The following is a 26,393-nucleotide window of genomic DNA, read 5'->3' as shown; positions in this document are numbered from 1 at the left end:
TTGGCTGAATGGACCTTCGAGCCGGACGATTTCGCGGCCCTGTGGTACAGCGATGCTAACGACCGCTTCCCGAACCCGCTGCACTATTGCAGCCGTTTCCAGCTGCGCGACGAATTCGCCGCTCACCGAACCGTCGTGCGCGCACGCTATCCAGCTGATGAGTTGGAACAAATCCAGCTCGCGTTGCACACGCTGACCACCTCGGACCTCCGGATCGAAATACTCGGTGGCACAACGAAACACAAGGCCGGTGACGGCAGTGTCCGGATGTATCGGATCGTCGGCGCGGCCAACCCGTACGATGCGGTGACGCTGTTCCAGGCCGCGACCGGCGATCAGGACGGCGTCATCGTAGTGCGCCTGCACCGCCGTGAAGATTTGCCCTCTTTCCTGGTGAAATCCATTCCCGCGAGCGCACCGGGCAAACAGCCACCTGCCACCTTCCACCCGGATGACCTCCGCCGCGACGGCAGCTACTTGGAAGACGTCGCCCGCAACACGCCGCGCGAGAGATATCAGCGTCTCGTGCAGCGCCCCGCGGACGGCGGCGGCAGCGCGAGCCTGATCACCGGTGCCGTCAACACCCTGTCCCGGCCCTGGAACGTCCTGCAGTGGTACGACATCGCCGGCGACGGCCGCTATACCGAACTACGCGGTCGGCACGTCTCGGTATATCCCACCACCCCCGCCGACCTCGTCACCCGATTCACCGCTTGGATCGACGCTGCCGACCGGCGGTTGCGCGAAGACCGCGACGGCGGGTGGTAGGTGCGGTTGACCTCGGGTGCATACACCGGCCCCGTCCCGCTCCTCGAGCGCGCGTCGCGGGCGAGGTCCCGAACATCGGGCGGATCTCCTGATATTCGTGTGCTATGACGACACCGGACGATCTCGATTTCGATGCCATCTACCGAGGCACAGGCCCGTTCGGGCCGGGTGTCAAGCCGCCGTGGAGTATCGGCGAGCCCCAGCCCGAGCTCGCCGCCCTGATCGAGCAGGGCAAGTTTCACGGCGACGTGCTCGACGTCGGCTGCGGGGAGGCGGCGATCTCGCTGTATCTGGCCGAGCGGGGCTACTCGACCGTGGGATTGGATGTGTCGCCGACCGCGGTCGAGCTGGCGCGGGCCGAGGCAGCCCGGCGCGGCTTGACGAACGCGGCGTTCGAGGTCGCCGACATCACCTCGTTCACCGGCTACGACGGGCGCTTCGGCACCATCGTCGACAGCACGCTGTTCCATTCGATCCCGGTCGAGTCGCGGGACGGTTACCAGCGGTCGATCGTGCGTGCTGCCGCGCCCGGGGCGTCGTACTTCGCGCTCGTGTTCGACCGGGCCGCTCTGCCCGAAGCGCCTCAGCCGGGGCCATCGCCCGTTACCGCCGACGAGCTTCGGGAGGTGGTATCGAAGTATTGGACGATCGATGAGATCAGGCCGGCGCGAATTCACGCCAACTTGCCCGAGGAGTGGCCCGAGGATGCGCCTGTGCGGTTCGAAGGCATACAGGACGAGCCCAACGGTCGTAAGTCGGTTCCGGCCTGGCTGCTGTCGGCCCATCTGGGCTGAATTCTCCGACAGCGCCACGGGGATGCCCGGCCCGGGCGCGAGACACAGTCAGGCCCCGAAGTGCCCGGGCGTCCTGAGGTCTCGACCTGCACCAGATCGACATTGCCTAGGCTCGACCGCATGCGTAAATGGATGGACCGGGCATTGCTCGGTGTGGGGTGGTGCGCTGTGGCCGCGGGCGCCATCGGGATAGTGCTGCATTTCGGGGCGTGGCAGCGGCGCGGGTTGGTGTTGCTCGCGTCGGGGGCGTCGTATCTCATGATCGGCGCGATCGTCGGTCTGGTGCTCGTGCTGATCGCGCGCGGGTGGCGCAGCGCGGCTGTCGCCGGAGTGCTGGCCGCGGCGGCGCTGTGGACGTTGGTGCCCGCGTTCGTACCGGAGGGCCGGGCCGCGAACGGTCCGACGTTGACCGTCATGCAGTCGAATCTGCTGTTCGGCGGCGCCGACCCGGCCGCAGTGGTGGGCACGGTCCGGGACAACCGGGTCGAGGTGCTGACCGTGGACGAACTGACCGACGCCGCGGTGGATCGGTTGGCGGCCGCGGGCCTGCTCGAAGAATTGCCCTACCACTACACCGAACCCACCCGCGACGGTGGTGGCGGCACCGGCATCTACAGCCGATATCCGCTGCGGAACACCGAGAAATACGACGGATACATCCTCAACAACCTCTCCGCGACGATGGATCACCCCGAACGGGGACCGATCACCGTCTTCGCGTTCCATCCGGTGCCGCCGCCGGCCGATTTCCCCGCCTGGCAGGCGGAGATGCGCAGGACCCGGGAAATCCTCGACGCGCAGCGGGGCCCGGCGGTCGTGGGCGCGGACTTCAACGCGACCCGCGACCACACGGCCTTCCGCGACCTGCTGCGCGGAAGCTTCGCCTCGGCGGCCGACCAAGCGGGCGCGGGCCTGCTGCCCACCTTCCCCGCCGACCGCAGTTGGGGACCGGTGATCGGCATCGACCACATCTTGCTCGCCGACGCCACCGCAGAGCAGGTGCGCGCCCTCTCGATCCCCGGCTCCGATCATCGAGCGCTGCTGTCCCGTATCCGCCTGCAGTGACGAGGTACGCGCCGATCGACCGGCGCGAACATGCTGCACGCCTTGCGAATCCGGCGACGATCGTGACGCTGTGCTGCGCGAAGCGCGCTCGCGGCGATTACGATGTGAGCGCTCGGCGGGCCCGAGACGCGGCACTCGGGGAGGCGAGTTCGATGACGAAGTACAGGCGATTCGGTGTGGCCGTGCTCGCGGTGGTGGCAGCGGTATCGGCCGGATGCGCGCAGGGTACGAATGCCGCGCAGCAGGTCTCGCCGCCCGCCGACACCTGGGAGCTGGCCGGATCGATGACGGCTTCCGGCCCGAACGGTCCCCGCAAAGGTGTGCCGGACGCACCGCTCACGGCGGAGAACGGCGACGGCGGCGCGATCGACAAGCTGGCTCTGAACACCATCGCCGACGTGCAGGCCTTCTGGACCACCGAGTACCCCGAGCACTTCCCGGGCACGTTCCAGCCGGTGACCAGGTTCATCTCCTGGGATGCCAAGGCGCCCAGAACGCAGTCGATCCAGTTCTGCAAGTCCGACACCTACCAGGTGGTCAACGCCGCCTACTGCGGCGGTGACCACACCATCGGCTGGGACCGGGGTGTCCTGCTGCCGAAGCTGGTGCAGAAGTACGGCGAGATGGCGGTGGTGATGGTGCTCGCCCACGAATACGGGCACGCCATCCAGGGGCAGGCCCGACTCGCGGGCCTGCTGACCCCGCCGCTCGTGCAGGAGCAGCAGGCCGACTGCCTCGCCGGTGTCTTCCTGCGCCATGTGGCCGAAGGGAATTCGGCGCACTTCACGCTCAACACCACCGACGGCCTCAACGCCGTGCTCGGCGCCACGGTGGCCGTGCGCGATCGGGACCCGAACGATCCGCACAACGTGCACGGCTCGGCCTTCGAGCGGGTGACCGCGGTGCAGATCGGCTACACCGACGGTGCCGACGGGTGCAAGAAGATCACCAGGAAGGAGATCGCCCAGCGCCGCGGCAATCTCCCCACCACCTTCGAGCCCGGTGAGCAGCAGGCGCAGCTGCCCGTGGACGCCGCCGCGCTGACCAGCCTGAGCCAGGCGCTGACCAAGATCTTCCCGGTCACGCGGACGCCGCAGTTCGACTACTCCGGCGTCGGCCGCGGTTGCTCGGACAGCACCGTCACCCGGCCGGTGTCGTACTGTCCGAGCGCGAACCGGATCGGCACGGACGTGCCCGCCCTGGCCCGTCGCGGCGGAATGATGACCGACGACGACCCGCTGTCGGCGGTCGTGGACGGCGACTACAACGCGTTCATCGTCTTCGTCTCGCGCTATGTGCTGGCGGTGCAACACGATCGCAAGCTGTCGCTGACCGGCGCGGAAACGGCCGGTCTGCGCACCGCGTGCCTCAGCGGCGTGGTGACCACCAAGTTGAGCGAGCCGGGCAGCGACCCGCACCTGTCCGCGGGCGATCTGGACGAAGCGGTCTCCGGCCTGCTCGCCGACGGCGCGGCGGCGGCCGACGTGAACGGCAAGGTGGTGCCGAGCGGCTACCAGCGGTTGGAGGCGTTCCGCACCGGCGTGCTGGACGGTGAGAGCGCCTGCCTGGCCAAGTTCCGGTAGTCGTCTTACACCGGCAGCGACCGCAGCGAGCTGAGCGTGCCCGCCAGCGCGCGCGCCGCCTCGGCGCCCTTGGTGACGAAGTGCTCGGTGAAATACGTGACGTGCTCGCTGTGCTCGTGGAAGTGGTGCGGGGTGAGCACAACCGAGAACACCGGCACGTCCGTGTCCAGCTGGACCCGCATCAGCCCGTCGATCACCGCCGAGGCCACGAAGTCGTGCCGGTAGATGCCGCCGTCCACCACCAGCGCGGCGGCGACGATCGCCGCGTAGCGGCCGGAGTGCGCCAAGCGCTTGGCGTGCAGCGGGATCTCGAAGGCGCCCGGCACCTCGTAGAGGTCGATGCCGGCGGGATCGAAACCGAGGCCGGCGTATTCGGTGCGGAAACCCTCGTACGCCTTGCCGACGATCGAGCTGTGCCAGTCGGCACGGATGAACGCGATGGATCCGGTAGTACTCATGGCGAGATACTACTGTTCGGTAAGGTGCGCTTCCAGCCAACCGACGACATCATCGAGCACCTTCCCCTGCTCGGGCTCGTTGAACACCTCGTGGTAGAGGCCCTCGTAGCGGATCACCGTGAGGTCCGTGGACCCGGCGCCCCGCTCGATGAGGTCGGAGCTGGACGGCGCGGCGATCGCGTCGGCGGTGCCGTGCAGCACCAGCAGCGGCACGGTGACTTTCGCCAGGCGCCGCTTGACCGTATTCGCCGCATCCAGCATCTCGGCGCCGGTGCGTGCGGGCAGCATGCCGCGATATACCAGCGGATCGTTGTCGTAGGCCGTCACGACCGCGGGGTCGCGGCTGATCTGCGACGAATCGAGTTTCAGCACACCGAGGTTCGGGGCGAGTCTGCTCAACACCGGAGCGAGCATGCGCTGCACCGGATTACCCACCGGGATGTCCAGCGGCGGAGCGGACAACACGATGCCCGCGACGTCGATCGGTGCGCGGGTGGCCAGATACAGGGTGATCAGACTGCCCATCGAGTGCGCGACCAGGAAACGCGGCACGCCGGGCTGCTCGCGGCTCGCGATCTCCAGCATGGCGGCGACATTGTCGGCGGCAGCCGCCATGGAGCCGATGTTGGCCTTGCGGCCCGCGGACTTCCCGTGCCCGATGTGGTCGAGCGCGTACACCGCGAAACCCGCGGCGGCCAGGCGCTGCCCCACGTGGACATAGCGTCCGGAATGCTCGGCGACGCCGTGCACCAGAACGATCACGCCCCGCGCGGCGCCCTGCGGCAGCCACGCCCGCCAGGCGACTCCGCTGCCCACACCGTCGAACTCGCCGGTCTCGGTGCGGACCGCGGGCGGCTCGATGGGCGTGGCGTCGCCGGCCGTCGGCTCGGTCGTCATCCCTGCGCTCCTGATGTCGATGGCGTGCCGACCGTGGCGAAATGCTCGATCAGTCGCCGGTTGAACTCGATGAGTCGAGCGTAGTTGACTCGGGAGATACGTTCGTCGGTTCCGTGGATCGAGGCCAGGTCGCGCTCGTCCAGCACGATGGGGGCGAAATTGCACCGGGTGACCGCCAGGTCGTCGTAGTGCCTGGAGTCGGTGGCGCCGGGGACGATGCCGGTGGTCACCGCGATACCGGGCACGACGGCACGGGCGAGATCGGCGATCAGCTCGAAGGCGGGGCCGGGTCGCGTGATCCGGGACGGCTCCGACGACATGCCGACCAGATCGAATCGAATCCCCTTGTCGCGTACCACTTTCCGGCAGTGCGCCAGCACCGAGGCGACCGTGTCGCCGGGCAGGATGCGGAAGTTCACCATGGCCTCGGCCCGCTGGGGCAGCACGTTCGCTCGTACTCCGCCGCGGATCACCGTCGGCGCCGTGGTGGTGCGCACCATCGATTCGGTCTGCGGCTGGGTCGCCATCATCCGGGTGACCACCGGGGCGGCGACCCGCGCCAGAGCGAGCAGACGCCGCCGCGGCGCGGGCATGATCGCACGCACCCGGTCCAGCATGTCCGCGATCACCGGGGTCAGGCGCAGCGGCATCGGATGGTCCTGGATCCGGCCGACCGCCCGCGCGATCCGGCCGACCGCCGTCTGCTTGCCCGGCATGGACGAGTGCCCGCCCACCTCGGTGACCGACAACCGGACCGTCGCGTAACCCTTCTCGCCGAGCATGACCGTCGCCACCGGCTGCCGCACACCGTCGACGACGCCCGCGGCGATCACCCCGCCCTCGTCCAGCAGCAGATCCGCGCGCACGCCCGCCCTGCGCAGATGCTCGGCCATCCGCTCGGCGCCCGCGCCGCCGAAGACCTCCTCGTCGTGCCCGAAGGCCAGGTACACGGTGTGGCGGGGCCGCAGTCCCGCGGCGAGCGCCGCTTCGACCGCCTCCAGGATGGCGAGCACGCGGCTCTTGTCGTCGATCGCCCCGCGGCCCCAGATGAACTCGGCGTCCACCACCCCCGCGAACGGCGGGTGCGTCCAGAGTTGGGCGTCGTCCACCGGCACCACGTCTTGGTGCGCGAGCAGGATCGCGGCCACCCGGTCCGGTTCGGTGCCCGGCCACCGGTAGAGCCTGCTGTGCGCGAACTTCTGCAGTTCGAGCTCGTCGTGCACCAGGGGGAACGACGTCCGCAGGTGGGCGTCGAGGCGGTCGAACGCCGCGCTGTCGGCGTCGCGCGGGTCGTCGGTGGACACCGTCGCACAGCGCAGCGCGGCGGCGAGGCGTTCGGCGGTCAGATCGTCGACCGGCTCCGTCATCGGTCACCGGTGCGGTCGGGCAGATTCATGGACACCGTTGCATTGTTCAACATGCTCGGGTCCAGGGCGATCGTCTTCTCGTTTCGCCACTTCACGATGCCTTCGGTGAGCTCACCCGGCAGGTCGGGACGACGCGTTCCGGTCAGCAGGGGCAGCTCGATGCTCGCGGAGGTCACCGCGACCGACGCGAGGGCGGGGGAGTGCGACCACACGTCGTCGACCACATCGGTGACGCGGACGCCGATCCGGTGGCCCGCGGCCAGCGGCCAGTCCTGCGCCAGCAGCCTGACCTCGGCGGTGTCGCGGACCGGGGCGATCCCGCGGGTGATGACGGTCGCGCGCAGGTCGGGTGCGATGTCGTAGAGCTCGACCGCGACCGTCGCGCTCGGCGGGCCACTGAGCCGGAGGGTGGCGGTGGGGATGCCGGACAGGTGCTGGTCCCCGGTCAGCGGCGCGGAGACCGACCAGATCTCGCGATCGGATCCGGGGATCAGCCCGCGGTCGGTGTATTCGCCGGTCCGCAGCTCGACCGGGACCCGACGGGCGTCGGCGGGCGGCCACGCCGTCTCCGCGCGCCAGCCGCCGTCGAACTGGCCGACGGTGATCCGCGGGCCGGGCACCTGCACGTCACGGGCGGCGACATGCTTGTCGAAGAACGCGAGCAGCTCGGTGTCGAAGTGGGGTGTACCGCATTTGTCGTGGCAGGTGCGGTGTCCCCACTGGCCGAACCAGGCGCGGTGCTCGCCCGGACCGAGACCGTTCCACAGATCGAACACACGGTAGGCCCGGGTGTTGTAGTCGACGAAGCCTTGACCGAGGAACAGCGGAATCGTGGTGCCGCGCAGTCGCGCGACGAGGTCGCGATCGCGCCAGAAGGCGGTGTCGGGGTCGTGGTCACCGATCTGCGCCAGGTACTGCCGGTAGCACTGCCACGGCAACTGTGTCGCGTTCGCCCGATATTCGGCGGAGTCCTCCGGACGCGGTGGTGTCGAGGCGATGAGCAGGTGCTCCAGTCCCGCGAAATCGGCGGGGCGCACACCGCTCTCGGTGATCGGCTTCCCGGAGAACTTCCACGAAACGCCCTGCATGTACAGGTAGGAGTACGGATCGACGACCGGCTCGAACGCGCCCACCGCGGCGAGGCCCTTCGGTGCCGCGGCCAGGCCCATGAGGCCGGTCCAGGCTTCGTACGACGTGCCGAACAGTCCGACTCTGCCGGTGGACCACGGCCGGCTCGCCGCCCACTCCACGGCCGCGGCGACGTCGGCTCGTTCCCCGGGGCCGCCGAAGTCCGGGCAACCGTTGGAGCCGCCGAATCCGCGCAGGTCGACGATGACGTAGGTGTAGCCCGCCTGCAAGAACAGGTCGGCGGTGAGGTTGTCGGTGGACGGGCCGCCGGTCAGGCGTGGCTCGCTCAGGTACGCCAGGTGCGCGCGATATGGGCTGACGGTGAGGATGACGGGTGTGCGGGTGTCGTCGGAGACACCGGGCGGGCGCAGGATGTCGGCGTGCAGCCGGGTGCCGTCGGTGCCGTCGATGAACGCTTGCCTCCACTGATAGGGCACCGGCGGCGGGTCGGCGGCCGCTGGTATCGGGGTGAACGCGGCCAGCAGCGACAACAGGCCGCACAGGGCACGAGACAGGGCGGCTCGTTCGATCACCATAGGACTATCGAGTGTGCCCGGACGACCGTCCAGCCCCCGGAACCGGGGTAGTCGTCCAGTAGCCGGGCAGACGCCATCCGGTGTTCATCCGGACGGTCCAGCATCGAGACCATGCCGGAGCGCGGTTTCGGGTCCGTCGACTCGGTGGGGACGATCGGCGTGGCGTTGTCGGCCGCGTTCCTGTTCGCGGTGTCGGCCTTCCTGCAACAGGGCGCGGCCAGACAGGCGGCCGTCGCGTCCGGGCAGGGACGATTCCTGGTGATCGCCGCGATCGCTCGTCGTCTGATCACCGACCGCCGCTGGCTGGCCGGCCAGGGCGCGAACGTGGCCGGATTCGTCGTGCACGCCGTCGCGCTGCGCTTCGGCGCCATCGCGGTGGTGCAGGCACTGCTGGTGGTGCAGTTGTTGTTCGCGCTGCCGTTCGCGGCGTTGCGGCGCGGTCGCGCGCTGCTCGCCCGGGACTGGGCCGGGACGTCGGCGGTGTGCGCTGGGCTTATCCTGCTCATCGCGCAGGGGATTCCCGAGCATTCGGCGGTGCGGACGGAGCGGCTCCCGGAGGCCTGCGTGGGGGTGATCGCCGCGATCGTCGTGTTGTTCGGCGTGTCCCGGCCGGTCCGCTCCGCCCAGTTGCGGTCCGCGCTGGTGGCGGTGGCGGCGGGCTGCTGTTTCGCCACCACGGCGGTCCTGGTCGTGGTGGCGACGAGCACACTGCCGGACCCGAGCTGGGCACTGCTGGGTATTCCGGTGTCGACCGTCGTCGGCGGCATCCTGACGCAGGAGGCGTACGCGCGCGGATCGCTGCCCACGGCGCTGACCGCCATGACGATCACCGACCCGGTGCTGAGCTACCTGGCCGGGCTGACGCTGTTCACCGCGACGATCCACCCGCGCCCGCCGCTGCTGGCCTGCGCGGCCACCGCGGTGATCGTCGGTGTCGCACTGCTGGCGAATTCGCCCACGCTGCACGACGAGCGGGAGATATCGGCGAGCACGCGTCAGGCGGAGCGGGCCGGGGTCTCGTAGTCGGCATAGAGGGCGAGCATGCCCTCCACCGTCGCCGACCAGGGAAAGCGCTCCGCCGCGGCACGGGCCGCGCGGCGACGCTGGGCCGCGGGGAGGGCGAGCAGCGCACGCACGCCGTCGGCGAGGCCGCGCGGCGTCCCGTCGCAGACGAGACCGGAGCCGGGGTCGCCGACGAGTTCACGAGCCGCGCCCGCCGCGGGAACGACCACCGGCGTTCCGCAGGCGAGTGCCTCCAGCACGGCGAGGCCGAAAGTCTCGGCAGGGGAGGGGAACACGGCGATATCCGCCGCGGCGACCAGGGCGGCCATCGCGGTCCGGTCGGTGAGGTGGCCGTGGAAGACGACCGGGAGCCCCGCCGCCAAGTGCTCCAGGCGAGAACGCAGCGGGCCGTCCCCGATGACCGACAGCACACAGCGCATACCGGAGTCGACCAGGACGCGGACCGCCTGGATGGCGCGTTCGGCCCGTTTCTCCCGCGACAACCTGCTCACCAGGACCAGCCGCACCGGATCCTCGCGGCGGCCGGACAATGATTCGCCGGCCGGGCGAAAGGTGGTCAGGTCGACGCCCAGCGGAATCCGGCGCACATTGCGCGCGCCGACCCGGTCGAACTCGGCGGTAGCGAAACGCGAGGTCACCACGACCTTCTCGGCGCGCACCCAGAGCCGCCGGTTGGCCAGATCGGCCGCCGCGGTGAGCGGGAAGCCGCGCGGCACCCGCGAGCGCAGGATGGCGTCGATGCGTTCGTGCGAGAACAACACCAGCGGCACGCCCGCCGCGCGCGCCCACGGCGCCAGCCAGCGGACGCTGAGTTTGTCGCTGCACTCGAGCACGTCCGGAGCGAGCCCGTCGAGCACGGCTCGGGTGCGCCGGGCGGTGAGCACGTGATAGCCGGCATCGCCGAACTTGGGGCTGCGCACGGTGACCCGGTGACCGGACTCGGTGTGCTCGTCGGCGTCGCGCGGACCGGGCACGACGAGGACTCGATCGTGACCCGCCGCCGAATAGCCGCGCCCGATCTCGTCGACACAGGTGCGCAGACCACCAGAGGCGGGCGTGTAGAAGTTGGCGATCTGCACGATCCGCACTAGCCGACCGCCGATCCGACCAGCTCGCGATAGGTGATCGCGTGCGCGCCGGTGCGCAGCACCGCGTCGATGGCGCGCAGCGTGGTGTCGCGCAGGCCCGGTCTGCCCAGATCGTCGGGATGCAGCGCCAGCCGGACCAGCCCGCCGCGTTCGGCCGTGCGGCGTGCCACGGTCTCCAGCATCGCCGCGCCGAACCGCTCGGACCAGCCGCCGCCCGGCCGGTGCGAGAGCGCGAACCCGCGGAACCGGCGTCCGGTGCGCAGCTGCTCGGCTCCGAAATGCGAGGTGGTGTAGGTGAACCCCGCCGCGCGCAATGCCTGCTTCGCGCCGGGCGAGGCGAGCCAGCCCGGCGGCGTGAAACCGGTCGTCGGCAAACCGGCTGCGATCATCACCTCGGTGGCGGCGCGCAGTTTGACGGTGGCCGCGCCGACGTCGAGGGCGGCGAACTCGGCCGCGCCGCGCGCCACCGCATGGGCCACCGCTCGGCGCGGCCAATCCCCCTCGGGCCCCGCCCGGTGCGACCACCCGTGCACCAGGACGTCGTCACCGGCCTGCCTGCGCTCCCGCAGGAACGCCGCGTAGTCGGGGTCGTCGGCCAACCGCATGCCCCGCCACGGCCCCGGTATCACCAACAGCGACAGCGGAATTCCGAACCGATCGGCATCGGCGCACCAGCGCGCCGTCTCCGCCGCACTCGCCGGTGCGACGTCATGGACGCTCACCACCAACCGCGCACACACGTCGGGGAAGGTAACACCGCCCGGTGGCCGCCAGCTGAACAGCGCGGTGCACTCGGCTGAAGATACGTTCGCGCCGATCACCAGATATCGGCCCGGGCGGGCTGTATCGGCAGGTCGAACGCGTCGGACTGCCCGCGCAGCGACGCGCCTTCGGGCGACCGCGACGACTCGGCCGGTGGTGCCTGTCCCTGCTCGTCGCACGCTGGACGTCCCGCGGCTGATGCGAAATCCATCCTGGCGATTCCGAGCGCGAACTCGAACCCCGATCGAAAGCGTTGCTCTGTCTGGCATTCCTGCGCCAGCGGAAAAACCTCGGGCGGAAACGAAAACCTCGGCAAAGGCGGTAGTTCGACCGAACTGTGTGACGTCGCAACTTGATTCATCTGGTGTCCCGGCCGGGTCGGCGTATGATCAGGCCAGTGCGAATACCCGGGGGAAGAATGAGCGAGCCGGCGACAGCGGACTGGGAGCGGTTCGTGCAAGCGCTGGCGCACTGTCTCTCGGAGCTGCCCTCGCGGGCAACCCTGATCATCGCCGCCCCCGGAAATCGATATGTCCAATTTGTCCAATATGACATCAAATTGTCCGCCGAACTGGCCGGCAACCATTACCTGAGCAACCCGATACCGGAAACCGCCGCGCAGGAGTTGCGCGCGCTCGGCTGGCACGAGCCCGCGGATCGGCAGGACGCGGACAACTGGACCAGGATCCTGTTCTGGCCCATCGCGCCGAGCAGCCTGCTCGAGTTCGCGCGCTCGGTCGCCGTCGGCCTGCGCGATGCCCTGGGGGTCGCCGCCCCGGTCGAGTTGCGCGCGATGGGCTGGACCGAGGCGTCGGGTGACCTGGATCTCACCGTGCTCGGTTCGATCGCGCGCCGCGGGTAGCGCCCGCTCGGCCCGCTGTCCCACAGCGGAGCTGCGACTACCTGGGCACTATCCTGAGAGTCATGGCAGCAGGTAAGCCCACCAAGGAAGCGAAGGCCGCGGCGAAGGCGGCCCGCAAGCAGCAGTCGAGGGAACGCCGCAAGCAGTTGTGGCAGGCGTTCCAGATGCAGCGCAAGGAAGACAAGCTGCTGCTGCCGCTGATGATCGGCGCCTTGGTCGGCATCACCGCCGTCTTCGCCGTGGTCGGCCTGATCTTCGGGCTGACCTGGTTCCTCGTCCCGCTGGGCGTGGTGCTCGGCGCGCTGGTGGCCTTCATCATCTTCGGCAGGCGGGTGCAGAAGAGCGTCTATAGCAAGGCCGAGGGCCAGGCGGGCGCCGCGGCCTGGGTGCTGGACAACCTCCAGGGCAAATGGCGGGTGAGCAACGGCATCGCCGCCACCACTCAGCTGGACGCGGTGCACCGGGTGATCGGCCTGCCCGGCGTGGTGCTGGTCGCCGAGGGCTCCGCGCAACGGGTCAAGTCGCTGCTCGCCCAGGAGAAGAAGCGCACGGCCCGGCTGATCGGCGACACCCCGATCTACGACATCGTCATCGGCAACGATGAAGGCCAGGTGCCGCTCAAGGACCTCCAGCGCTACCTCACCAAGCTGCCGCGCAACATCGACACCAAGCGCATGGACCTCATCGAAGGCAGGCTGGCCGCCCTCAGCGCGCGCAGCGGGCCCGCCCTGCCGAAGGGGCCGATGCCCGCGGGCGCCAAGATGCGCGGTGTGCAGCGCACCATCCGCCGCCGCTGATCCTGCTCCCTCGAAGGGCCCGCCTCCCCGCCCGGGGATGCGGGCCTTTTCGTCGTTCGCTACCGCCCGGATCGGAAGTTCAGTGTGAATGCACCAGCGCCGTGCCGGTCGCACGGTCGTGCATGCCGCGCCCATCGGCGTCGGTGAACAGGGCGGGAACCACGAACAGCAGCAGTACCTGCCTGGCCAGCGCCCGGACGAAGCCGACCGGCGCCGCCGCGTCGATGCGCACCGTGCGCAACCGCAGGAAGTACTGCCCCGGCGTGAACCCGAACAGGGTGACGGCGCCGACGCCGATGACGAACCAGATCAGCAGCGTCAGACTCGACGCCGAACCGCTGCGGGTGATCAGCGCCGCGATGCCGAGCGCGATCAGCCAGTCCACGAACAGGGCGGCGATACGGCGGCCCATACCGGCCAGCGAACCCGCTCCGGTCTTCGGCAGGCCGAGCTGTTCACCGGGGAATTCGGAAGTTTCCGGGCCGCCGGAGTCGGCTGGAGGTCCGGAGAGCCAAGAGCCGGTGATACGTGCCATGCACCCCAGAATAGGCGCGGCCGAACCGGCGTCTGATGCCGCATAAGCGGAGTTCAGCGTCGGCGCGCACATCGGCGGGAGGCAGGACTACCATGCATGTCGAGTCATGGTGGTCAGCACCACGCTGCCGGACACACGTGTAACACCGGCGAAACACAGCCTTGACGACAGGGAAACACGGCATCCATAGCGTCTGGTCGCGACGAACCCATGCAAGCGACACTGGCTGGGAACCGATCCGTAAGGAGAACAAGTGACGTTCAGCACGGCCGACGAGGTCATCAAATACATCGCTGATGAGGACATCGAGTACGTCGACATCCGGTTCAGCGATCTGCCCGGTGTGCAGCAGCACTTCTCGATCCCGGGGAAGGCCTTCACCACCGACCTCGCCGAGGAAGGGCTAGCGTTCGACGGCTCCTCCGTTCGTGGGTTCCAGTCCATCGACGAGTCGGACATGCTGCTGCTGCCCGACTTCTCCACCGCGCGTGTCGACCCGTTCCGCGCCGCCAAGACGCTGAACCTCAACTTCTTCGTGCACGACCCGTTCACCCGGGAGGCCTACAGCCGCGACCCGCGTAACGTCGCGCGCAAGGCGGAGGAGTACCTGCGCTCCACCGGCATCGCCGACACCGCGTACTTCGGCCCCGAGGCGGAGTTCTACATCTTCGACTCGATCCGCTACGACTCGGCCATGAACGGCGCCTTCTACGAGATCGAGTCGGTCTCCGGCTCCTGGAACACCGGCGCGGAGTTCAACCCGGACGGCACCCGCAACCGCGGTTACAAGGTCCGCAACAAGGGTGGCTACTTCCCGGTCGCGCCCTACGACCACTACGTCGACCTGCGCGACAAGATCTCGACCAACCTGCAGAACTCCGGCTTCGAGCTGGAGCGCGGCCACCACGAGGTCGGCACCGCCGGTCAGGCCGAGATCAACTACAAGTTCAACACCCTGCTCGCCGCGGCCGACGACCTGCAGCTGTTCAAGTACATCGTCAAGAACACCGCGTGGCAGGAAGGCAAGACCGTCACCTTCATGCCGAAGCCGCTGTTCGGCGACAACGGCTCGGGTATGCACGTGCACCAGTCGCTGTGGAAGGACGGCAAGCCGCTGTTCCACGACGAGGCCGGCTACGGCGGCCTGTCCGACCTGGCCCGCCACTACATCGGCGGCATCCTGCACCACGCGCCGTCGCTGCTGGCGTTCACCAACCCGACGGTGAACTCCTACCACCGCCTGGTCCCCGGCTACGAGGCCCCGATCAACCTGGTGTACTCGCAGCGCAACCGCTCCGCCGCGGTCCGTATCCCGGTCACCGGCAACAACCCGAAGGCCAAGCGCCTCGAGTTCCGCGCGCCGGACTCCTCGGGCAACCCCTACCTGGCCTTCGCCGCCATGATGATGGCCGGCCTGGACGGCATCAAGAAGAAGATCGAGCCGCTGGCCCCGGTCGACAAGGACCTCTACGAGCTCCCGCCGGAGGAGGCCAAGAACATCCCGCAGGCCCCCACCAGCCTGGCGTCGGTCATCGACCGCCTCGAGCAGGACCACGACTACCTCACCGAAGGCAACGTCTTCACCGAGGACCTGATCGAGACCTGGATCACCCTCAAGCGCGAAGGCGAGATCGCCCCGGTGAACCTGCGGCCGCACCCGTACGAGTTCGAGCTGTACTTCGACGTGTAAGCCTGACCTGCGTATTCAGGCCTGATTCGGGCCTTAGGTACGCAGTAGACGGATTCGAGTCCATCCGCTCAGTGATCACAGCAGCGATCACCTGGCGGGTGGACTCGTCCGTATCCGGCCACAGATGGCCGTAGGTGTCGATCAGCGGTCACTGCGGGCGCGGCGTAACGCGCGGCAGGCTACCGCGTGACGGCCGCGCCTGTTCGGGGGCAGGTGTACCGTGCTGATCTCGGCTACGGCGCGAAGCCGTGGCTGATCGTGTCGAACAACGCGCGCAATCGCGTGACCGCCGACGTGCTCGCGGTGAACCGGGCGCTGGCCATCGCCCTCGGCCTGCCCTGAACCAGCGAACTGCCAGGTCGTAATCCGAGCTGTACTTGGACGTAAGTCGTAAGTTCGCCGACCTGGCGGAGTGCCTGCACGCAGGTGCGTCGTGCGGGGTACGCGCGGTAGTCGACGAGCCCATCTTTTCGTGATCATTCAATGGTCGCGATCGGAGGGGCTCGTTCGCGTTTACGGCGAAACTCACACTGCGGCTCTCATCGGCAAGCTCGGCGGACCGTTCTCATGCGTGGGAAGTTGGCGCTGAGCGTGAAGAATGGATACGTATCGTCCTTGCAGGAGGTGGCATGCGGAGAGAGCTCGGCGCCGGTTCGATGGGGCGTCGGATGACCGTATGGCCTGCTCGGACGCTGCCCGGCCGCGGTGCCGTAGCGCGGAGGGATTTCCCCATGCCTAGCGTGGGATCGGTTTCGGGTGGAAGATCCGAGTGATGCATCCGTACACGGCGGCAGCGCTCGAATCCGGTCGCGAGTTCGTGCACGCCGTCGACGACATGATGGAGCGGATCAAGGGCATCCGCGCTCGACGGCCCTCGCCCAGCGCCAGGGTGATTCCAGAGGTCGACGGGGCAGGTCGCCTCACCGATCTGTACATCGCGGAGGGAACGATCGCGCATTCGTCGAGTAGCCAGGAGTTGGTGGCGGACATCATGGCGGCGATTCGGGACAGCACCGAAGACGCCCTCCGGCAGCACCGGCTCGCCGTCCAGCAGACGGCGTGGCCACCAGCGGTGTCGTTGCCGGAACCGAAACTCTAGACCAGACCTAGGAGCGAAGCCGTGGCAGAGCTGGGCGTCTCGGGCGCCGTCGAGAGCGAAGCGCCGCCCGATTGGCTGACGTCGATCTACGAGGTGTTCAATCCCGACTACTCCGTCGGGGTCGCCTGCGATCGAAGCGGCACGATCGTCGGTCTTCACCTCGGCGACGAGGTGTGGGAGAACACCGACAGCTGGCTCGCGGCCGAAATCGTTCGAGTTGCCCGCCTGGCCTACCAGAAGTCTCGGGTGGGGCGGCGTGCGGAGCTGCTGTACAACGGCGCGTTGCCGCGCTTGGCCGACTCGTTGGGGTTGCCCACCGAGGCCGAGTACCACCTCATGGAGAAGGCGGCGTTCGGCGCCGGGTACTGAAAACTCCCTGCTCAGGCCTGCTCTCGGTATTCCCAGGGATGGGGATATTGAAGAATGGGGAAGTCGGTCGGAATGGAGAGGGTTCGTCGATATGGTCACCGAGTTCGAGCAGGATCCACAAGAGTGGCGCCGACTTCGCGGCGTCAACCATGACATGGTCCCCGGCTTTCGGGAACGCGCGAAGAACGATCCTGATTACGAAGTCGATTTCATCGCGACGAATGGCTGGGCGGCTTACGGATTCCTGGAGAATTACGGTCGGCCGTACCGGCGTGATCGTGCGGTCGGCTGGAACTCGGTGGCGGATGGCCGCCAGGACACGGGCGATAATTCCCAGGCGACCGCAGGGGCGATCGAGCAGACTGACGGAGCAGGTGGCGCGGCGATTCGGAGTACGTCGGCGGAGGTCTGAACTCCAGCGTCCCGGGGGTATCCTGCGGGAGGATTCGGAATGGTCGCAATCGGCTCGCGAACCGTTCGGAATCACGATTCTGAGCGATGGTTCTGCTAACGGGTGCGCGAAACGATCCGGGCTTCGTCGACCGGGCGGGACGCCCCGCTGCCGGTAAGCGGCGGAATTTCCCTCATCGGCGATCGAGGCAACGGCATCAGGGCAGGGCTTCGCGACAGGCGCGGTGAACCGCCCGTCCAGGAGGACGCATGACCAACTACTTCACCTACGACAAGAATGGCAACTATACAAAATCGACGAGCCGTCCCGAGTCGGGCTACTACACCGCGCAGGAAAAGCCCGGTGGCGGAGTGATCCTGTATGAGGCCGATCCGGGTGGGGATCCCAAGAAATTGGACTCTTGGGACCGTCCCGGGGACATGGATTACGTGCTCACCCCGGATGGGTCCGCTTACAAAGTAAAGCTGGTCGACGGCGTATATCGTGCTGATCCGGACAAGCGCGACGATAAACATGATCGTAAGGCGCCCGTTCCTCCTCCGCCCACGGAGGAGGAACAGAAGAAAAACTACATGGAGGGTCTGGAAAAAGATCCACAAGAGGGCGACCGATTCGATGACTTCCGGTTGAAGATCAAGCTCCCTCCCGGTAGCCCTTCGGACGATCTGAAGACCTACATCAGTTTGGCGAACCACCAGCTCGAGTATCTCGAGAAGCAAATGGGGGACAAGAAGAAGCCGATCGCCCTGACCTCACCGGAAAAGGGTAAAGACACCCTTATCTGGGACAATAACCTTAGTAAATCGTTCACCGATTCGATGGGGCACGGCGCGGAGGCGCAAGCCGGGGGAAAGGGGGCGGCTGTCGACGCCTATAAATCGGCGTCCGACTTCCTCGACGAGTTGGACGCCCAGTGGTCGGCCAGGGACGACGACTTCAAAACGGAGAATCTAAAGCTCACCGCCGACAACGATCGTACCTATCGGAAAATGTGGGACAAGGTCCAATCGGCGCATGAGGACATCTGGGCAGCGCTCGAGAGACCTTACGCGGGATACTACGGCGGAAGCACTTTCAATAAAAGTAATTTCACGGCTCCCGGTATTCAGAATGTGGTGGAAGAGGGGCCGATATACGGAATCGTCCGTGAGACCGTCCAGTTCTGTGTAGATCAGGTCGCTGATTACGCGCATCGAGCCGAGAGCGTGGGCAAGAAATACGGCGATTTCCCGGGATATCCCACCGACAAGGGTGATGAGAAGGGCGATAAAGGCGACGAAAAGGGCGACAAAGGAGATAAGGGAGACGACAAGGGCGACAAGGGCAATAACAGCGCTGACAACAACAGCGGTGCGAACAACAACGGCGGCGCGAACAACGGCGCCTACAACGGCGGCTTCAACGGCGGCTTCGACACCGGCACTCAGGGCACCGCAGGCACCACCGCCCAGCAGGCCGGTCAGAATGAGGACTTCAGTTCCACCTACGACGACCTGCTCGGACCGGACGCCACGGGTTCGGCGGACACCACCCAGACCGCCCTCGACAACGGGACGGGCAATACGACCGCGTCGCGCACGGTCCCCGCTTCTCTGCCCACCACGGCGATGCAAGGCGGAACCGGCTCGGGATCCGGGTCGGGCGGCACCACGGCCACGCCGGCCACCATGCCGGCCGGCGCCGGAAACGATACGTCCGGTCTGATGGCACAAATGGCCCTGATGAGCGCCCTGCAGGGTAATCCGTCCCGTCAGCCGAGCAGCGACGACAGAGGCTACGACGACGACCGGGATTCACGTCACGAGCGCGACCGGGCGCGAGAACGAGAGCGCGCCACGCAGGCGTCGACCACCCAGCAAACTGCTCAGGCATCTCCGGCCGGTGTGACGGCGCCGACCTACGCGGGCACTCCGCCGCCGGTGACGACGCCGGGTACGACGGTGGATGTTCCCATCGACAATACGAATGTCAAGGCATCCCCGCCGGTGGCGGAGGCCTTGCAGAAACAGGTGCAGAACGTCGCCCTCGACGCGGTATCCGCGTATAAGGGAACTGCGGGTGAGCTGACAGCGGATCATCCGCCCGCGGTGGTCAACGGTCCGGGCGAGCTGAAGACGGGCGATATTCTTCAGTGGGAGCGACACAGCGCCTTGATTGTGCGGGATCAGGAGCACAATAGGTTGTTCGTCCTGGACGGCGGGCATCTCGTTCCACTGGATCCCAACAATCCACCGCTGAAAGAGAAGTACGGCAATTTCGCGGGATACCTGCATCCCACCGGTTTGGATACCGGCAACGCCGGCCTCGGTACTGCGGCGGCACCGCCGCCGACCACGAGCCAGGCGCAGCAGCCGACTGCTCCACCGCCCGTAGGGCCACCACCGCAACAGACCTGAGCGGCCCGACGGCATGGCCGCGGAACTACGCGCGTGCCTTCTCTCCGCGCACCGAGGCGGCGACCTGATTCGGCATCGGTTCGTGGCGCGCGTACCCGCGGGTGAAATCGCCGGTGCCGTGGGAGATCGAGCGCAGGTCGATGGCGTAGCGGCTGAGTTCGAGTTCGGGGACTTCGGCGTGGATGCGGGTGCGCCCCGCGCCGTGCGGCTCGGTGCCGAGGACGCGACCGCGGCGGCTGGACAGGTCGCTCAGGACCGGTCCGACGTATTCGTCGGTGACCAGCACCCAGACCTCGGCGAGCGGCTCGAGTACTTTGATTCCCGCGGCCGCCGCCGCCTCACGCAGGGCGAGGGCGCCCGCGGTCTGGAAGGCGGCATCGGAGGAGTCGACGGAATGGGCTTTGCCGTCGAACAGGGTGACGCGCACGTCCACGAGCGGAAAGCCGGCGGTCAATCCGCGGGTGGCCTGCGCGCGGACGCCCTTTTCCACCGATGGAATGAACTGGCGCGGGACCACTCCGCCGACCACCTTGTCCACGAACTCGATCCCGGACCCTTCGGGCAGCGGTTCGACTTCGATCTCACACACTGCGTACTGCCCGTGTCCGCCGGACTGCTTCACATGCCTGCCGCGCCCGGTCGCCTTGCCCGCGAACGTCTCTCGCAACGCCACCTGGTGGTCGGTCACGTCGACCTGCACGCCGAACCGGGTCCGCAATCGTTCCAACGCGACGTCGCGGTGCGCTTCGCCGAGGCACCACAGCACCAGCTGATGGGTCTGCGCGTTGTGCTCGAGCCGCAGCACCGGATCTTCGGCGGCCAGCCGGGCGAGGCTCTGCGAGAGTTTGTCCTCGTCGGCTTTGCTGTGCGCGCGGATGGCGACGGGCAGCAGGGGATCGGGCATCGGCCACGGCTCGATCCGCAAGGGGCTGTCGGTCGACGACAGCGTGTCGCCGGTCTCGGCGTGCCCGAGTTTGGTGACGCAGGCGATGTCGCCCGCGATCGCCCGGCGAAGTGGGCGCTGCTGTTTGCCGAACGGAGCCGAGATCGCGCCGACCCGCTCGTCGAGTTCGTGGCTCTCATGGCCGCGATCCTCCAGGCCGTGCCCGCTGACGTGCACCGTGTCGTCGGCGTGCAAGGTGCCGGAGAAGACGCGGACCATGCAGACCCGCCCGACGTACGGGTCGGACGCGGTGCGGATGACCTCCGCGGCCAGCTCGCCGTCCGGGTCGCAACGCAGCGGATGGGGCTCGGCGCCGTTACCGGCGGTAATGGGGTGCTCGACCGGCGTCGGAAAGCCGCCGGTGATCAGGTCGAGGAGCTCCACCGTGCCGAGGCCCTGCCTGGCCCCTTCGGGCGCGGGCGCGGCGAACAGCACCGGATGGAAGCTGCCCCGCGCGACCGCGCGCTCCAGGTCGGCGACCAGCGTGGCCAGGCTGATCTCCTCGCCGTCGAGGTAGCGCTCCATCAAGCTCTCGTCTTCGCTTTCCGCGATGATGCCCTCGATGAGGCGATTGCGCGCCTCCTCCAGCGCGGGCGCCTGATCGGGCGACGGGTCGCCCTGGACCTCCTCTCCGGAGGAGTAGTCGCCCACGCAGTGCGGCAGCAGCTCCACCATGCCGGTGACCGGCCGGTGCCCGTCCGGATTCTTCGGGCCGTACACGGGCAGGTGCAGCGGCAGGATGCTCTCCGAGGAGCCGCCGCCCAGCACGGTGCGGCAGGCCTCGGTCATCTCGTCGTACTCGTCGCGGGCCGTGTCCAGATGGGTGATCACGATCGCGCGCGGCATCCCGACCGCGGCGCACTCCTCCCACAGCGCCCTGGTCGCGCCGGCGATGCCGTCCACTCCCTCGGCCGCCGAGATGACGAACAGTGCCGCATCGGCCGCGCGCAGCCCCGCCCGCAGTTCGCCGACGAAGTCCGCGTATCCGGGCGTGTCGACGAGGTTGATCTTCACGCCGCCCCACATCACCGGTACCACCGACAGCTGCACGGATCGGTGCTGGCGATGCTCGATCTCGTCGTAGTCCGACAGCGAGGTGCCGTCCTCGACCCGCCCGGCGCGATTGACCACCCGCGCGGTGAGCGCCATGGCGTCGACCAGGGTGGTCTTGCCCGACCCGCTGTGCCCGACCAGGACCACGTTGCGGATCTGTTCGGGCCGGTCCGCCGTCAGCACGCCGCCGTCGCCCGCGGCAGCTCCGTTGGTCTTGTCCACCATGTGTCACGCTCCTCTGCCGACACCTGCCGTACCTCCACCTTCCCACCGGGCGTGGCGTTGCGTCGACGAATCGGCAGATCAGGGTGCGGAGCCAGTCGTTCGCAGGTGGATGAGGGCTACCCGGTCCCGGCGATGCTCTCGCACGCGCACTTGCGGCCGGCGACCACGCCGTCCGGAGTCACGGTGAACACGTCGCCGTTCTCGTTGCCCACCCAGCAGCGGCGCTCGTCGACGAAGACGCCGAAGGCGGCGAGGCGGGGTCGAAACAGCACGGGCGCGGCCGTCGCGGTGGAGCAGCCGCCGCTGATCGCTTGCCGGGGGCGACCCCCGCTCATCTGATGGGGGCCCCGATCGAAATGCCGGTGATGACCTCGGCGACGATCGTGTGATCGGGATATTGCCGCCCGTAGACGGCGATGACGGCGCCGACGCGGATGTCCGTCGCACGCTGGGCGACCAGGACGTGCAGATGGGTGGCGGCGTCGGCACGGACCTTGACGCTGCTGCTGGTGAACGCGTTCCTGACCACCATGGTCGTCCCGTCGTTCGCGGTGACCTTTCCGAACGTCACCCCGATGCCCGTCCGGACGGGATGGGCAGCGGCTACCGGTGGTGCCGTGGGCACGGTGGACGTCGGCGCCTTGCTCGGTGCGCTGGTGTGCAGCGCCGCCGTGGATGCCGACGTTCCCGTCGGGTGGTTCACCAGCAGGCACCCCGACACGAGCAGGAGAAGCACACCGACACAGAGTCCGACGAAAGCGGCCGCGCCGGAGTGGTACAGCCGGTGCGGCTCGTCGTGCTGACGCCGTGGTGGCGGCGGCATCGCCATCGTCGTGGTCCGCGAGACGGTTTCGCTCGTGGGTGCGAGCGAGCCGGGACGCGCGCGGGACGGAGGCGGCGGTGCTTCGTCGTCCGCGTTCGACGATGCGCTCGGCCCGCTCGCGGCGGCGGTGATCGATCTGGTTATCGACCTGGAAAGGGTTGCCGCTGAAAAGCTTTCGGGATCGCTGCCCACTCGCGCCAGCCGGCCCACCTGCGCCGGCTTCCGGCGGTGCGTACTCCAGCGAGGCATAGGGCAAGGTTAGGTGTCCTCGTCGCTGGGCTTGTTGTCACTGGCGGGAGTACCGGCGTGACCCGCGCCGACGGGTGCTCGTCGGCCGGAAGGGCTGTTCGCGCGCGTGGGATCGCACGCGGCGTCCCGGCCAGTCGGTACCGAAATCCGCTGTGCCGCAGCCTTCGTCGTCCAGCGGACGGCAACGTGTGGAGTGCACCCCGCCGCGGAGGACTTGGCGCAGGCGGCAGCGGATTTCGAGCGCAGGGCAGCGGATCTCGAGCGCAGGGCGGCAGGGTTGGGCGTGTTCGGCGCACGGCGCGTCGACCGGCAAGGTGCGTGCGGGGCGTCCTCAGGCCGGTGCGGGCGCGAGCACCTCGTTCACCACCGCGGCCATCCGCGCGCGAAAGGCCCGCGGGCCGAAGGTTTCCGCGTGCGCGCGGACCGCCGCCGGGTCGTACGCGGCGGCGTCGTGGTTGCCCAGCACCTCGGCGAAACCCTCGATCACGGCGTCGTCGTCGCCCGGGGGCACGTGCGCGCCGCTGAGGCCGGGGATCACGCTGTCCAGCGCGCCGCCCGCCCCGACCGCGAGCACCGGGGCGCCGCAGGCCATGGCCTCCACGGGGACTATGCCGAAGTCCTCCACCCCCGGCATGAGCACGGCGCGGCAGCGGCGGTACATGTCCACCAGCACGTCGTCCGTGGCGGCGCCGAGGAAGGTGGTCTCCGGCCCGGCCATGGCCTCCAGGTGGCGGCGATAGCGGCCGTCGCCGACCACCACCAAGCGGCTGCCGCAGCGCTGCGCGGCACGGATCGCGAGGTCCGGGCGCTTGTACGGCACCAGACGTCCGGCGAAGAGCAGGAAGTCCTCGCGTGGGACGGACGGGTCGGGGGCGAAACGGTCCAGCCGCACCGGTGGGTTGACCACGGTGGCGGTCGCGCCCCACCAGTCGCGCACCCGGTCGGCGACGGCGCGGGAGTTGGCCACCACCCGGGTGATCCGGGGCACGGCGGCGAGCTCGGAGCGCCTGGCGAGCACACCGAGCGCGGCCAGCGCGGCCCGGCCCACGGGACCGCCCGCCTCCCGCGCGCGAAAGGCCGGATCCCACGCCCAGCGGGCCGGACTGTGCACGTAGGCGACCACCGGGACGTCGGTGGCGAGCGCCGCCTGCACGGCGAAGGCGTGGTGGCTCACCACCACCGCGTCGAACCCGTCGCGCAGGGGCAGTCGGCGCAGCTCGCGCGGCACCAGCGGCAGCAGCGGGGCGTGCGATCGGCGGCCGGTGGCGGCATGGGCGCGGGAGAGCCAGGTGGTTTCCACGGTGTCCCACGGAGGGTGCGCGATGGCGGGCGCGGCCGCCGGATCCACGATCGGGGCGAAGACCCGCGCCCCCGGCCAGGTGCGGGCGAATTCGCCGACCACGGCCTCGGAGCCGCCGTACTCGGTGAACCGCTCGTGCACCACCGCGATCCGCGGTCCGCCGATGTCACTACCGTCATTCATGGCCGGAACCTCCTGAGAACTCGTGATCGTAAGTGGGCCGCTCTCATCGGGTCGCCCCCGCGAGTCGGCGCGGCGCGGCGTGCGCGCGCAGCGCCGGCGCGACCGGGCGGCCCTCCAACAGGCCCTCGACCCCACCGCGGTCCAGTGCCCGCGCGTAGACGGCGGCGGCGCCGCGGCAGGCTTCCACGGTGTGGTCGATGTCGGCATCGGTGTGCGCGGCGGAGGTGACGAACGACTGTCCGAGGACGCCGCGGCGCAACAGTTCCCGCAGGAACAGGGTGCGAAACTCCTGCGACGGCCTGCCCTGCGAGTCGTCGGTCTGGAAGATCAGGCAGGACGGCCGCCCGGCGACCCGCAGGTGCTCGGCGATGCCGAGTTCGGCGGTGATCTCCTCGAATCCGGCGCGCAGCCTGCGCCCGGCGTGTTCCATGCGGCCGACCGGGTCGGTGACGGTGTAGGCGTGCACTACGGCCCGGAATGCCGCCAGCGCACCGGTTTCCGGGCCGTGCGTGGTGGACAGCAGGAAGACGCGCGGGTCGTCGGTGCGCAGCCCACCGCGCTCCATGTACTCGCGTTTGCCGGCCAGCGCCGAGAGCGGGAAGCCGTTGCCCATGGCTTTACCCCAGCAGGAGAGGTCGGGTGCGACCCCGTACACCTGCTGCGCGCCGCCCGCGGCCCAGCGGAACCCGGTGATCATCTCGTCGAACACCAGCAGCGCACCGTACCGGTCGCACAACGCGCGCACCCCCGGCAGATAACCGGGCGGCGGTTCCAGCAGCGCGGTGGCGGCCTCCATGATCACGCAGGCCACATCGTGCCCGGCAAGTACCGCTTCCAGCGCGACGAGATCGCCGTACGGGAAGGACACGGTGTCCGGCTCCGGAATGCCCGCGGACATGGCGGTGGTGCCGATGAACCAGTCGTCCACCGAGAAGAACGGCTGCGCGCACGCGGCGACCGTGACCCGGCCGGTGACCGCGCGGGCCAGGCGCACCGCGGCGGTGGTGGCGTCCGAGCCGTTCTTGCCGAACTTGACCATGTCGGCGGCCGGTACCAAGTCCAGGAAGTCCTCGGCGGCAGCCAGTTCCAGCACGGTCGGCCGGGAGAAATTGCTGCCTTCGGCGATGGCGGCGGCCACCGCCTCGACCACCGGGCGGTAGCCGTGGCCGAGCGTGACGGCGCGCAATCCCATGCCGTACTCGACGAATTCGTTGCCGTCGCAGTCGGTCACCCGGCATCCGGAGCCACGCACCAGCACCGGAGCCATGCCCTCCGGGTACTGGTCGGCACCCCTGGCGTAGGTGTGCGCGCCGCCGGGCACCAGATCGTGCAGCCGCGCCTGGGCGGCATTGCTCCGCGTGAAGTCGGTGATCACGCTCGCTCCTTCCGGCTCAGCAGCCGATCTCGGTGAAGGCCCGGAGATAGCCGGCGCTCTGGCGCAGGTACATCCAGGCGGTGAACGGCAGGTCGGTTCGGCTGGGGCTGGCGATCATGGTGAGTTCGCCGTCGAAGCACTTGCCGATGATGTAGCGCGCCCGCGACACGTGCGGGGTGAAGGTCACCACGATGATGTGCTGCCAGTGTTGCGCGGCGGCCCGGCGCCGGATCTCCTGCGCCTCCCCCTGCGTGGTCCACGGGTCCGGCTCGAAACACGAGACACGGAAACGGAATTCGCGGTCGCAGTAGCGGGCCATGGCGGGGTCGTCCAGGCCGGTGGAGGCGGAGATGACCAGTTCCGGGGCGTAACCGCGCTGGGCCAGGTCGAGCCCGATGTCGAACCGCTCGTACGGGGTGCCGCCGAGCACCACGATGGCGTCGGCCGGGCGCAGCGGATCCACCTGCGGGTACACGAACACCGGCAGCCCGGCCACCGCGAGCGCGGCCACCACCAGCAGGCCGCCCAGCACAGCGACCCACCGGCGCGCCACTGTCCGCCGCCGACGGGAGACGTGTGCGATGTGGGGTGGGGTGGAGGACGGCACCGGCAT

At 68.8% G+C, this 26,393-nt stretch carries 26 protein-coding genes and 1 pseudogene; 13 read left to right on the top strand and 14 right to left on the bottom strand.

What is annotated here, in order from left to right; translation table 11 throughout:
* The 4 genes from ACT89H_RS15115 (at position 1) to ACT89H_RS15100 (ending at position 4,210) form a co-directional block, all read left to right on the top strand.
* Positions 1-768: an ESX secretion-associated protein EspG gene (locus ACT89H_RS15115; RefSeq protein ID WP_445109217.1), complete on the top strand. Its 768-nt coding sequence runs from the start codon at positions 1-3 to the stop codon at positions 766-768.
* A 104-nt stretch (positions 769-872) separates the two neighbouring features.
* Complete coding sequence (locus ACT89H_RS15110) at positions 873-1,562, top strand: class I SAM-dependent methyltransferase (protein WP_445109216.1); 690 nt, start codon at positions 873-875, stop codon at positions 1,560-1,562.
* Between the two features lie 120 nt (positions 1,563-1,682).
* Positions 1,683-2,627 (top strand): endonuclease/exonuclease/phosphatase family protein, encoded by a 945-nt coding sequence (locus tag ACT89H_RS15105; RefSeq protein ID WP_445109215.1) that lies wholly within the window; start codon positions 1,683-1,685, stop codon positions 2,625-2,627.
* Between the two features lie 152 nt (positions 2,628-2,779).
* The gene (locus tag ACT89H_RS15100) at positions 2,780-4,210 is read left to right on the top strand and encodes a neutral zinc metallopeptidase (protein ID WP_445109214.1); all 1,431 of its coding nucleotides are present in this window, start codon (positions 2,780-2,782) and stop codon (positions 4,208-4,210) included.
* 5 nt (positions 4,211-4,215) lie between these two features.
* Here ACT89H_RS15100 and ACT89H_RS15095 read toward each other — a convergent pair whose 3' ends face one another.
* The 4 genes from ACT89H_RS15095 to ACT89H_RS15080 are packed head-to-tail and all read right to left on the bottom strand — an operon-like array spanning position 4,216 to position 8,596.
* Complete coding sequence (locus tag ACT89H_RS15095; protein ID WP_445109213.1) at positions 4,216-4,668, bottom strand: 6,7-dimethyl-8-ribityllumazine synthase; 453 nt, start codon at positions 4,666-4,668, stop codon at positions 4,216-4,218.
* 9 nt (positions 4,669-4,677) lie between these two features.
* The gene (locus ACT89H_RS15090; RefSeq protein WP_445109212.1) at positions 4,678-5,565 is read right to left on the bottom strand and encodes an alpha/beta hydrolase; all 888 of its coding nucleotides are present in this window, start codon (positions 5,563-5,565) and stop codon (positions 4,678-4,680) included.
* Entirely contained in the window at positions 5,562-6,932 is a 1,371-nt protein-coding gene (locus ACT89H_RS15085; RefSeq protein ID WP_445109211.1) for a M20/M25/M40 family metallo-hydrolase, read from the bottom strand. Before ACT89H_RS15085 ends, ACT89H_RS15090 begins: the two co-directional genes overlap by 4 nt.
* A complete protein-coding gene (locus ACT89H_RS15080) occupies positions 6,929-8,596 on the bottom strand; it encodes a CocE/NonD family hydrolase (RefSeq protein WP_445109210.1) in 1,668 nt (555 codons plus the stop codon). The genes ACT89H_RS15085 and ACT89H_RS15080 overlap by 4 nt, the downstream gene beginning before the upstream one ends.
* A gap of 111 nt (positions 8,597-8,707) precedes the next feature.
* Between ACT89H_RS15080 and ACT89H_RS15075 the strand changes: the two genes are divergently transcribed.
* Entirely contained in the window at positions 8,708-9,619 is a 912-nt protein-coding gene (locus ACT89H_RS15075) for a DMT family transporter (protein ID WP_445109209.1), read from the top strand.
* Here ACT89H_RS15075 and ACT89H_RS15070 read toward each other — a convergent pair.
* The 3 genes from ACT89H_RS15070 to ACT89H_RS15060 all read right to left on the bottom strand — a co-directional run bounded on the left by ACT89H_RS15070 (position 9,592) and on the right by ACT89H_RS15060 (position 11,680).
* Positions 9,592-10,698 carry a glycosyltransferase gene (locus ACT89H_RS15070; protein ID WP_445109208.1) on the bottom strand — a complete coding sequence of 369 codons (1,107 nt, stop codon included), beginning with the start codon at positions 10,696-10,698 and terminating at the stop codon, positions 9,592-9,594. The genes ACT89H_RS15075 and ACT89H_RS15070 overlap by 28 nt on opposite strands.
* An 8-nt stretch (positions 10,699-10,706) precedes the next feature.
* Positions 10,707-11,447, bottom strand: a complete 741-nt coding sequence (locus ACT89H_RS15065) for a DUF2334 domain-containing protein (RefSeq protein ID WP_445109207.1) — start codon at positions 11,445-11,447, stop codon at positions 10,707-10,709.
* A 77-nt stretch (positions 11,448-11,524) separates the two neighbouring features.
* The gene (locus ACT89H_RS15060) at positions 11,525-11,680 is read right to left on the bottom strand and encodes a hypothetical protein (protein WP_445109206.1); all 156 of its coding nucleotides are present in this window, start codon (positions 11,678-11,680) and stop codon (positions 11,525-11,527) included.
* A gap of 207 nt (positions 11,681-11,887) precedes the next feature.
* On the opposite strand from ACT89H_RS15060, the gene ACT89H_RS15055 reads away from it, so the two are divergent.
* Together ACT89H_RS15055 and ACT89H_RS15050 are read left to right on the top strand one after the other, a co-directional pair.
* Positions 11,888-12,331, top strand: coding sequence for a TY-Chap domain-containing protein (locus ACT89H_RS15055; protein ID WP_445109205.1), 444 nt, complete (start codon positions 11,888-11,890; stop codon positions 12,329-12,331).
* 62 nt (positions 12,332-12,393) lie between these two features.
* A complete protein-coding gene (locus ACT89H_RS15050; RefSeq protein ID WP_445109204.1) occupies positions 12,394-13,128 on the top strand; it encodes a DUF4191 domain-containing protein in 735 nt (244 codons plus the stop codon).
* Between the two features lie 79 nt (positions 13,129-13,207).
* Here ACT89H_RS15050 and ACT89H_RS15045 read toward each other — a convergent pair whose 3' ends face one another.
* A complete protein-coding gene (locus tag ACT89H_RS15045) occupies positions 13,208-13,663 on the bottom strand; it encodes an RDD family protein (protein ID WP_445109203.1) in 456 nt (151 codons plus the stop codon).
* Positions 13,664-13,916: 253 nt separating this feature from the next.
* Here ACT89H_RS15045 and glnA point away from each other — a divergent pair, with 253 nt between their 5' ends.
* From glnA to ACT89H_RS15015, 6 genes and pseudogenes are all read left to right on the top strand, one after another.
* Positions 13,917-15,353 carry a type I glutamate--ammonia ligase gene (glnA, locus tag ACT89H_RS15040; RefSeq protein WP_067800793.1) on the top strand — a complete coding sequence of 479 codons (1,437 nt, stop codon included), beginning with the start codon at positions 13,917-13,919 and terminating at the stop codon, positions 15,351-15,353.
* A gap of 186 nt (positions 15,354-15,539) precedes the next feature.
* Positions 15,540-15,659, top strand: a pseudogene (locus tag ACT89H_RS15035) (type II toxin-antitoxin system PemK/MazF family toxin); the annotation flags it as partial.
* A gap of 466 nt (positions 15,660-16,125) precedes the next feature.
* Positions 16,126-16,452 (top strand): hypothetical protein, encoded by a 327-nt coding sequence (locus ACT89H_RS15030; RefSeq protein WP_445109202.1) that lies wholly within the window; start codon positions 16,126-16,128, stop codon positions 16,450-16,452.
* A gap of 21 nt (positions 16,453-16,473) precedes the next feature.
* The gene (locus tag ACT89H_RS15025) at positions 16,474-16,821 is read left to right on the top strand and encodes a hypothetical protein (protein ID WP_445109201.1); all 348 of its coding nucleotides are present in this window, start codon (positions 16,474-16,476) and stop codon (positions 16,819-16,821) included.
* Positions 16,822-16,912: 91 nt separating this feature from the next.
* Positions 16,913-17,233 (top strand): hypothetical protein, encoded by a 321-nt coding sequence (locus ACT89H_RS15020; protein ID WP_445109200.1) that lies wholly within the window; start codon positions 16,913-16,915, stop codon positions 17,231-17,233.
* Positions 17,234-17,481: 248 nt separating this feature from the next.
* Positions 17,482-19,629, top strand: coding sequence for a hypothetical protein (locus tag ACT89H_RS15015; RefSeq protein ID WP_445109199.1), 2,148 nt, complete (start codon positions 17,482-17,484; stop codon positions 19,627-19,629).
* Between the two features lie 25 nt (positions 19,630-19,654).
* Here the strand turns inward: ACT89H_RS15015 and ACT89H_RS15010 are convergent, their stop codons facing one another.
* From ACT89H_RS15010 to ACT89H_RS14985, 6 genes are all read right to left on the bottom strand, one after another.
* Positions 19,655-21,850, bottom strand: coding sequence for an elongation factor G-like protein EF-G2 (locus ACT89H_RS15010; protein WP_445109198.1), 2,196 nt, complete (start codon positions 21,848-21,850; stop codon positions 19,655-19,657).
* A 116-nt stretch (positions 21,851-21,966) separates the two neighbouring features.
* Positions 21,967-22,122, bottom strand: a complete 156-nt coding sequence (locus tag ACT89H_RS15005; protein WP_445109197.1) for a hypothetical protein — start codon at positions 22,120-22,122, stop codon at positions 21,967-21,969.
* A 59-nt stretch (positions 22,123-22,181) separates the two neighbouring features.
* Positions 22,182-22,679: a hypothetical protein gene (locus ACT89H_RS15000; protein ID WP_445109196.1), complete on the bottom strand. Its 498-nt coding sequence runs from the start codon at positions 22,677-22,679 to the stop codon at positions 22,182-22,184.
* A 574-nt stretch (positions 22,680-23,253) separates the two neighbouring features.
* Positions 23,254-24,405 carry a glycosyltransferase gene (locus tag ACT89H_RS14995; RefSeq protein ID WP_445109195.1) on the bottom strand — a complete coding sequence of 384 codons (1,152 nt, stop codon included), beginning with the start codon at positions 24,403-24,405 and terminating at the stop codon, positions 23,254-23,256.
* A 43-nt stretch (positions 24,406-24,448) separates the two neighbouring features.
* Complete coding sequence (locus tag ACT89H_RS14990) at positions 24,449-25,777, bottom strand: glutamate-1-semialdehyde 2,1-aminomutase (RefSeq protein ID WP_445109345.1); 1,329 nt, start codon at positions 25,775-25,777, stop codon at positions 24,449-24,451.
* Positions 25,778-25,796: 19 nt separating this feature from the next.
* Positions 25,797-26,393, bottom strand: a complete 597-nt coding sequence (locus ACT89H_RS14985; RefSeq protein ID WP_445109194.1) for a YdcF family protein — start codon at positions 26,391-26,393, stop codon at positions 25,797-25,799.

Source organism: Nocardia aegles (assembly GCF_052545135.1).
This window is presented reverse-complemented; position numbering and strand designations above follow the sequence as displayed.

Bases quoted from the DNA above. Each gene is read 5' to 3' on its own strand.
- ACT89H_RS15110 (WP_445109216.1), top strand. From the start codon at position 873: ATGACGACACCGGACGATCTCGATTTCGATGCCATCTACCGAGGCACA.
- ACT89H_RS15105 (WP_445109215.1), top strand. From the start codon at position 1,683: ATGCGTAAATGGATGGACCGGGCATTGCTCGGTGTGGGGTGGTGCGCT.
- ACT89H_RS15100 (WP_445109214.1), top strand. From the start codon at position 2,780: ATGACGAAGTACAGGCGATTCGGTGTGGCCGTGCTCGCGGTGGTGGCA.
- ACT89H_RS15095 (WP_445109213.1), bottom strand. From the start codon at position 4,668: ATGAGTACTACCGGATCCATCGCGTTCATCCGTGCCGACTGGCACAGC.
- ACT89H_RS15090 (WP_445109212.1), bottom strand. From the start codon at position 5,565: ATGACGACCGAGCCGACGGCCGGCGACGCCACGCCCATCGAGCCGCCC.
- ACT89H_RS15085 (WP_445109211.1), bottom strand. From the start codon at position 6,932: ATGACGGAGCCGGTCGACGATCTGACCGCCGAACGCCTCGCCGCCGCG.
- ACT89H_RS15080 (WP_445109210.1), bottom strand. From the start codon at position 8,596: ATGGTGATCGAACGAGCCGCCCTGTCTCGTGCCCTGTGCGGCCTGTTG.
- ACT89H_RS15075 (WP_445109209.1), top strand. From the start codon at position 8,708: ATGCCGGAGCGCGGTTTCGGGTCCGTCGACTCGGTGGGGACGATCGGC.
- ACT89H_RS15060 (WP_445109206.1), bottom strand. From the start codon at position 11,680: ATGGATTTCGCATCAGCCGCGGGACGTCCAGCGTGCGACGAGCAGGGA.
- ACT89H_RS15055 (WP_445109205.1), top strand. From the start codon at position 11,888: ATGAGCGAGCCGGCGACAGCGGACTGGGAGCGGTTCGTGCAAGCGCTG.
- ACT89H_RS15050 (WP_445109204.1), top strand. From the start codon at position 12,394: ATGGCAGCAGGTAAGCCCACCAAGGAAGCGAAGGCCGCGGCGAAGGCG.
- ACT89H_RS15045 (WP_445109203.1), bottom strand. From the start codon at position 13,663: ATGGCACGTATCACCGGCTCTTGGCTCTCCGGACCTCCAGCCGACTCC.
- ACT89H_RS15030 (WP_445109202.1), top strand. From the start codon at position 16,126: ATGCATCCGTACACGGCGGCAGCGCTCGAATCCGGTCGCGAGTTCGTG.
- ACT89H_RS15020 (WP_445109200.1), top strand. From the start codon at position 16,913: ATGGTCACCGAGTTCGAGCAGGATCCACAAGAGTGGCGCCGACTTCGC.
- ACT89H_RS15015 (WP_445109199.1), top strand. From the start codon at position 17,482: ATGACCAACTACTTCACCTACGACAAGAATGGCAACTATACAAAATCG.
- ACT89H_RS15010 (WP_445109198.1), bottom strand. From the start codon at position 21,850: ATGGTGGACAAGACCAACGGAGCTGCCGCGGGCGACGGCGGCGTGCTG.
- ACT89H_RS15000 (WP_445109196.1), bottom strand. From the start codon at position 22,679: ATGGCGATGCCGCCGCCACCACGGCGTCAGCACGACGAGCCGCACCGG.
- ACT89H_RS14995 (WP_445109195.1), bottom strand. From the start codon at position 24,405: ATGAATGACGGTAGTGACATCGGCGGACCGCGGATCGCGGTGGTGCAC.
- ACT89H_RS14985 (WP_445109194.1), bottom strand. From the start codon at position 26,393: ATGCCGGTGCCGTCCTCCACCCCACCCCACATCGCACACGTCTCCCGT.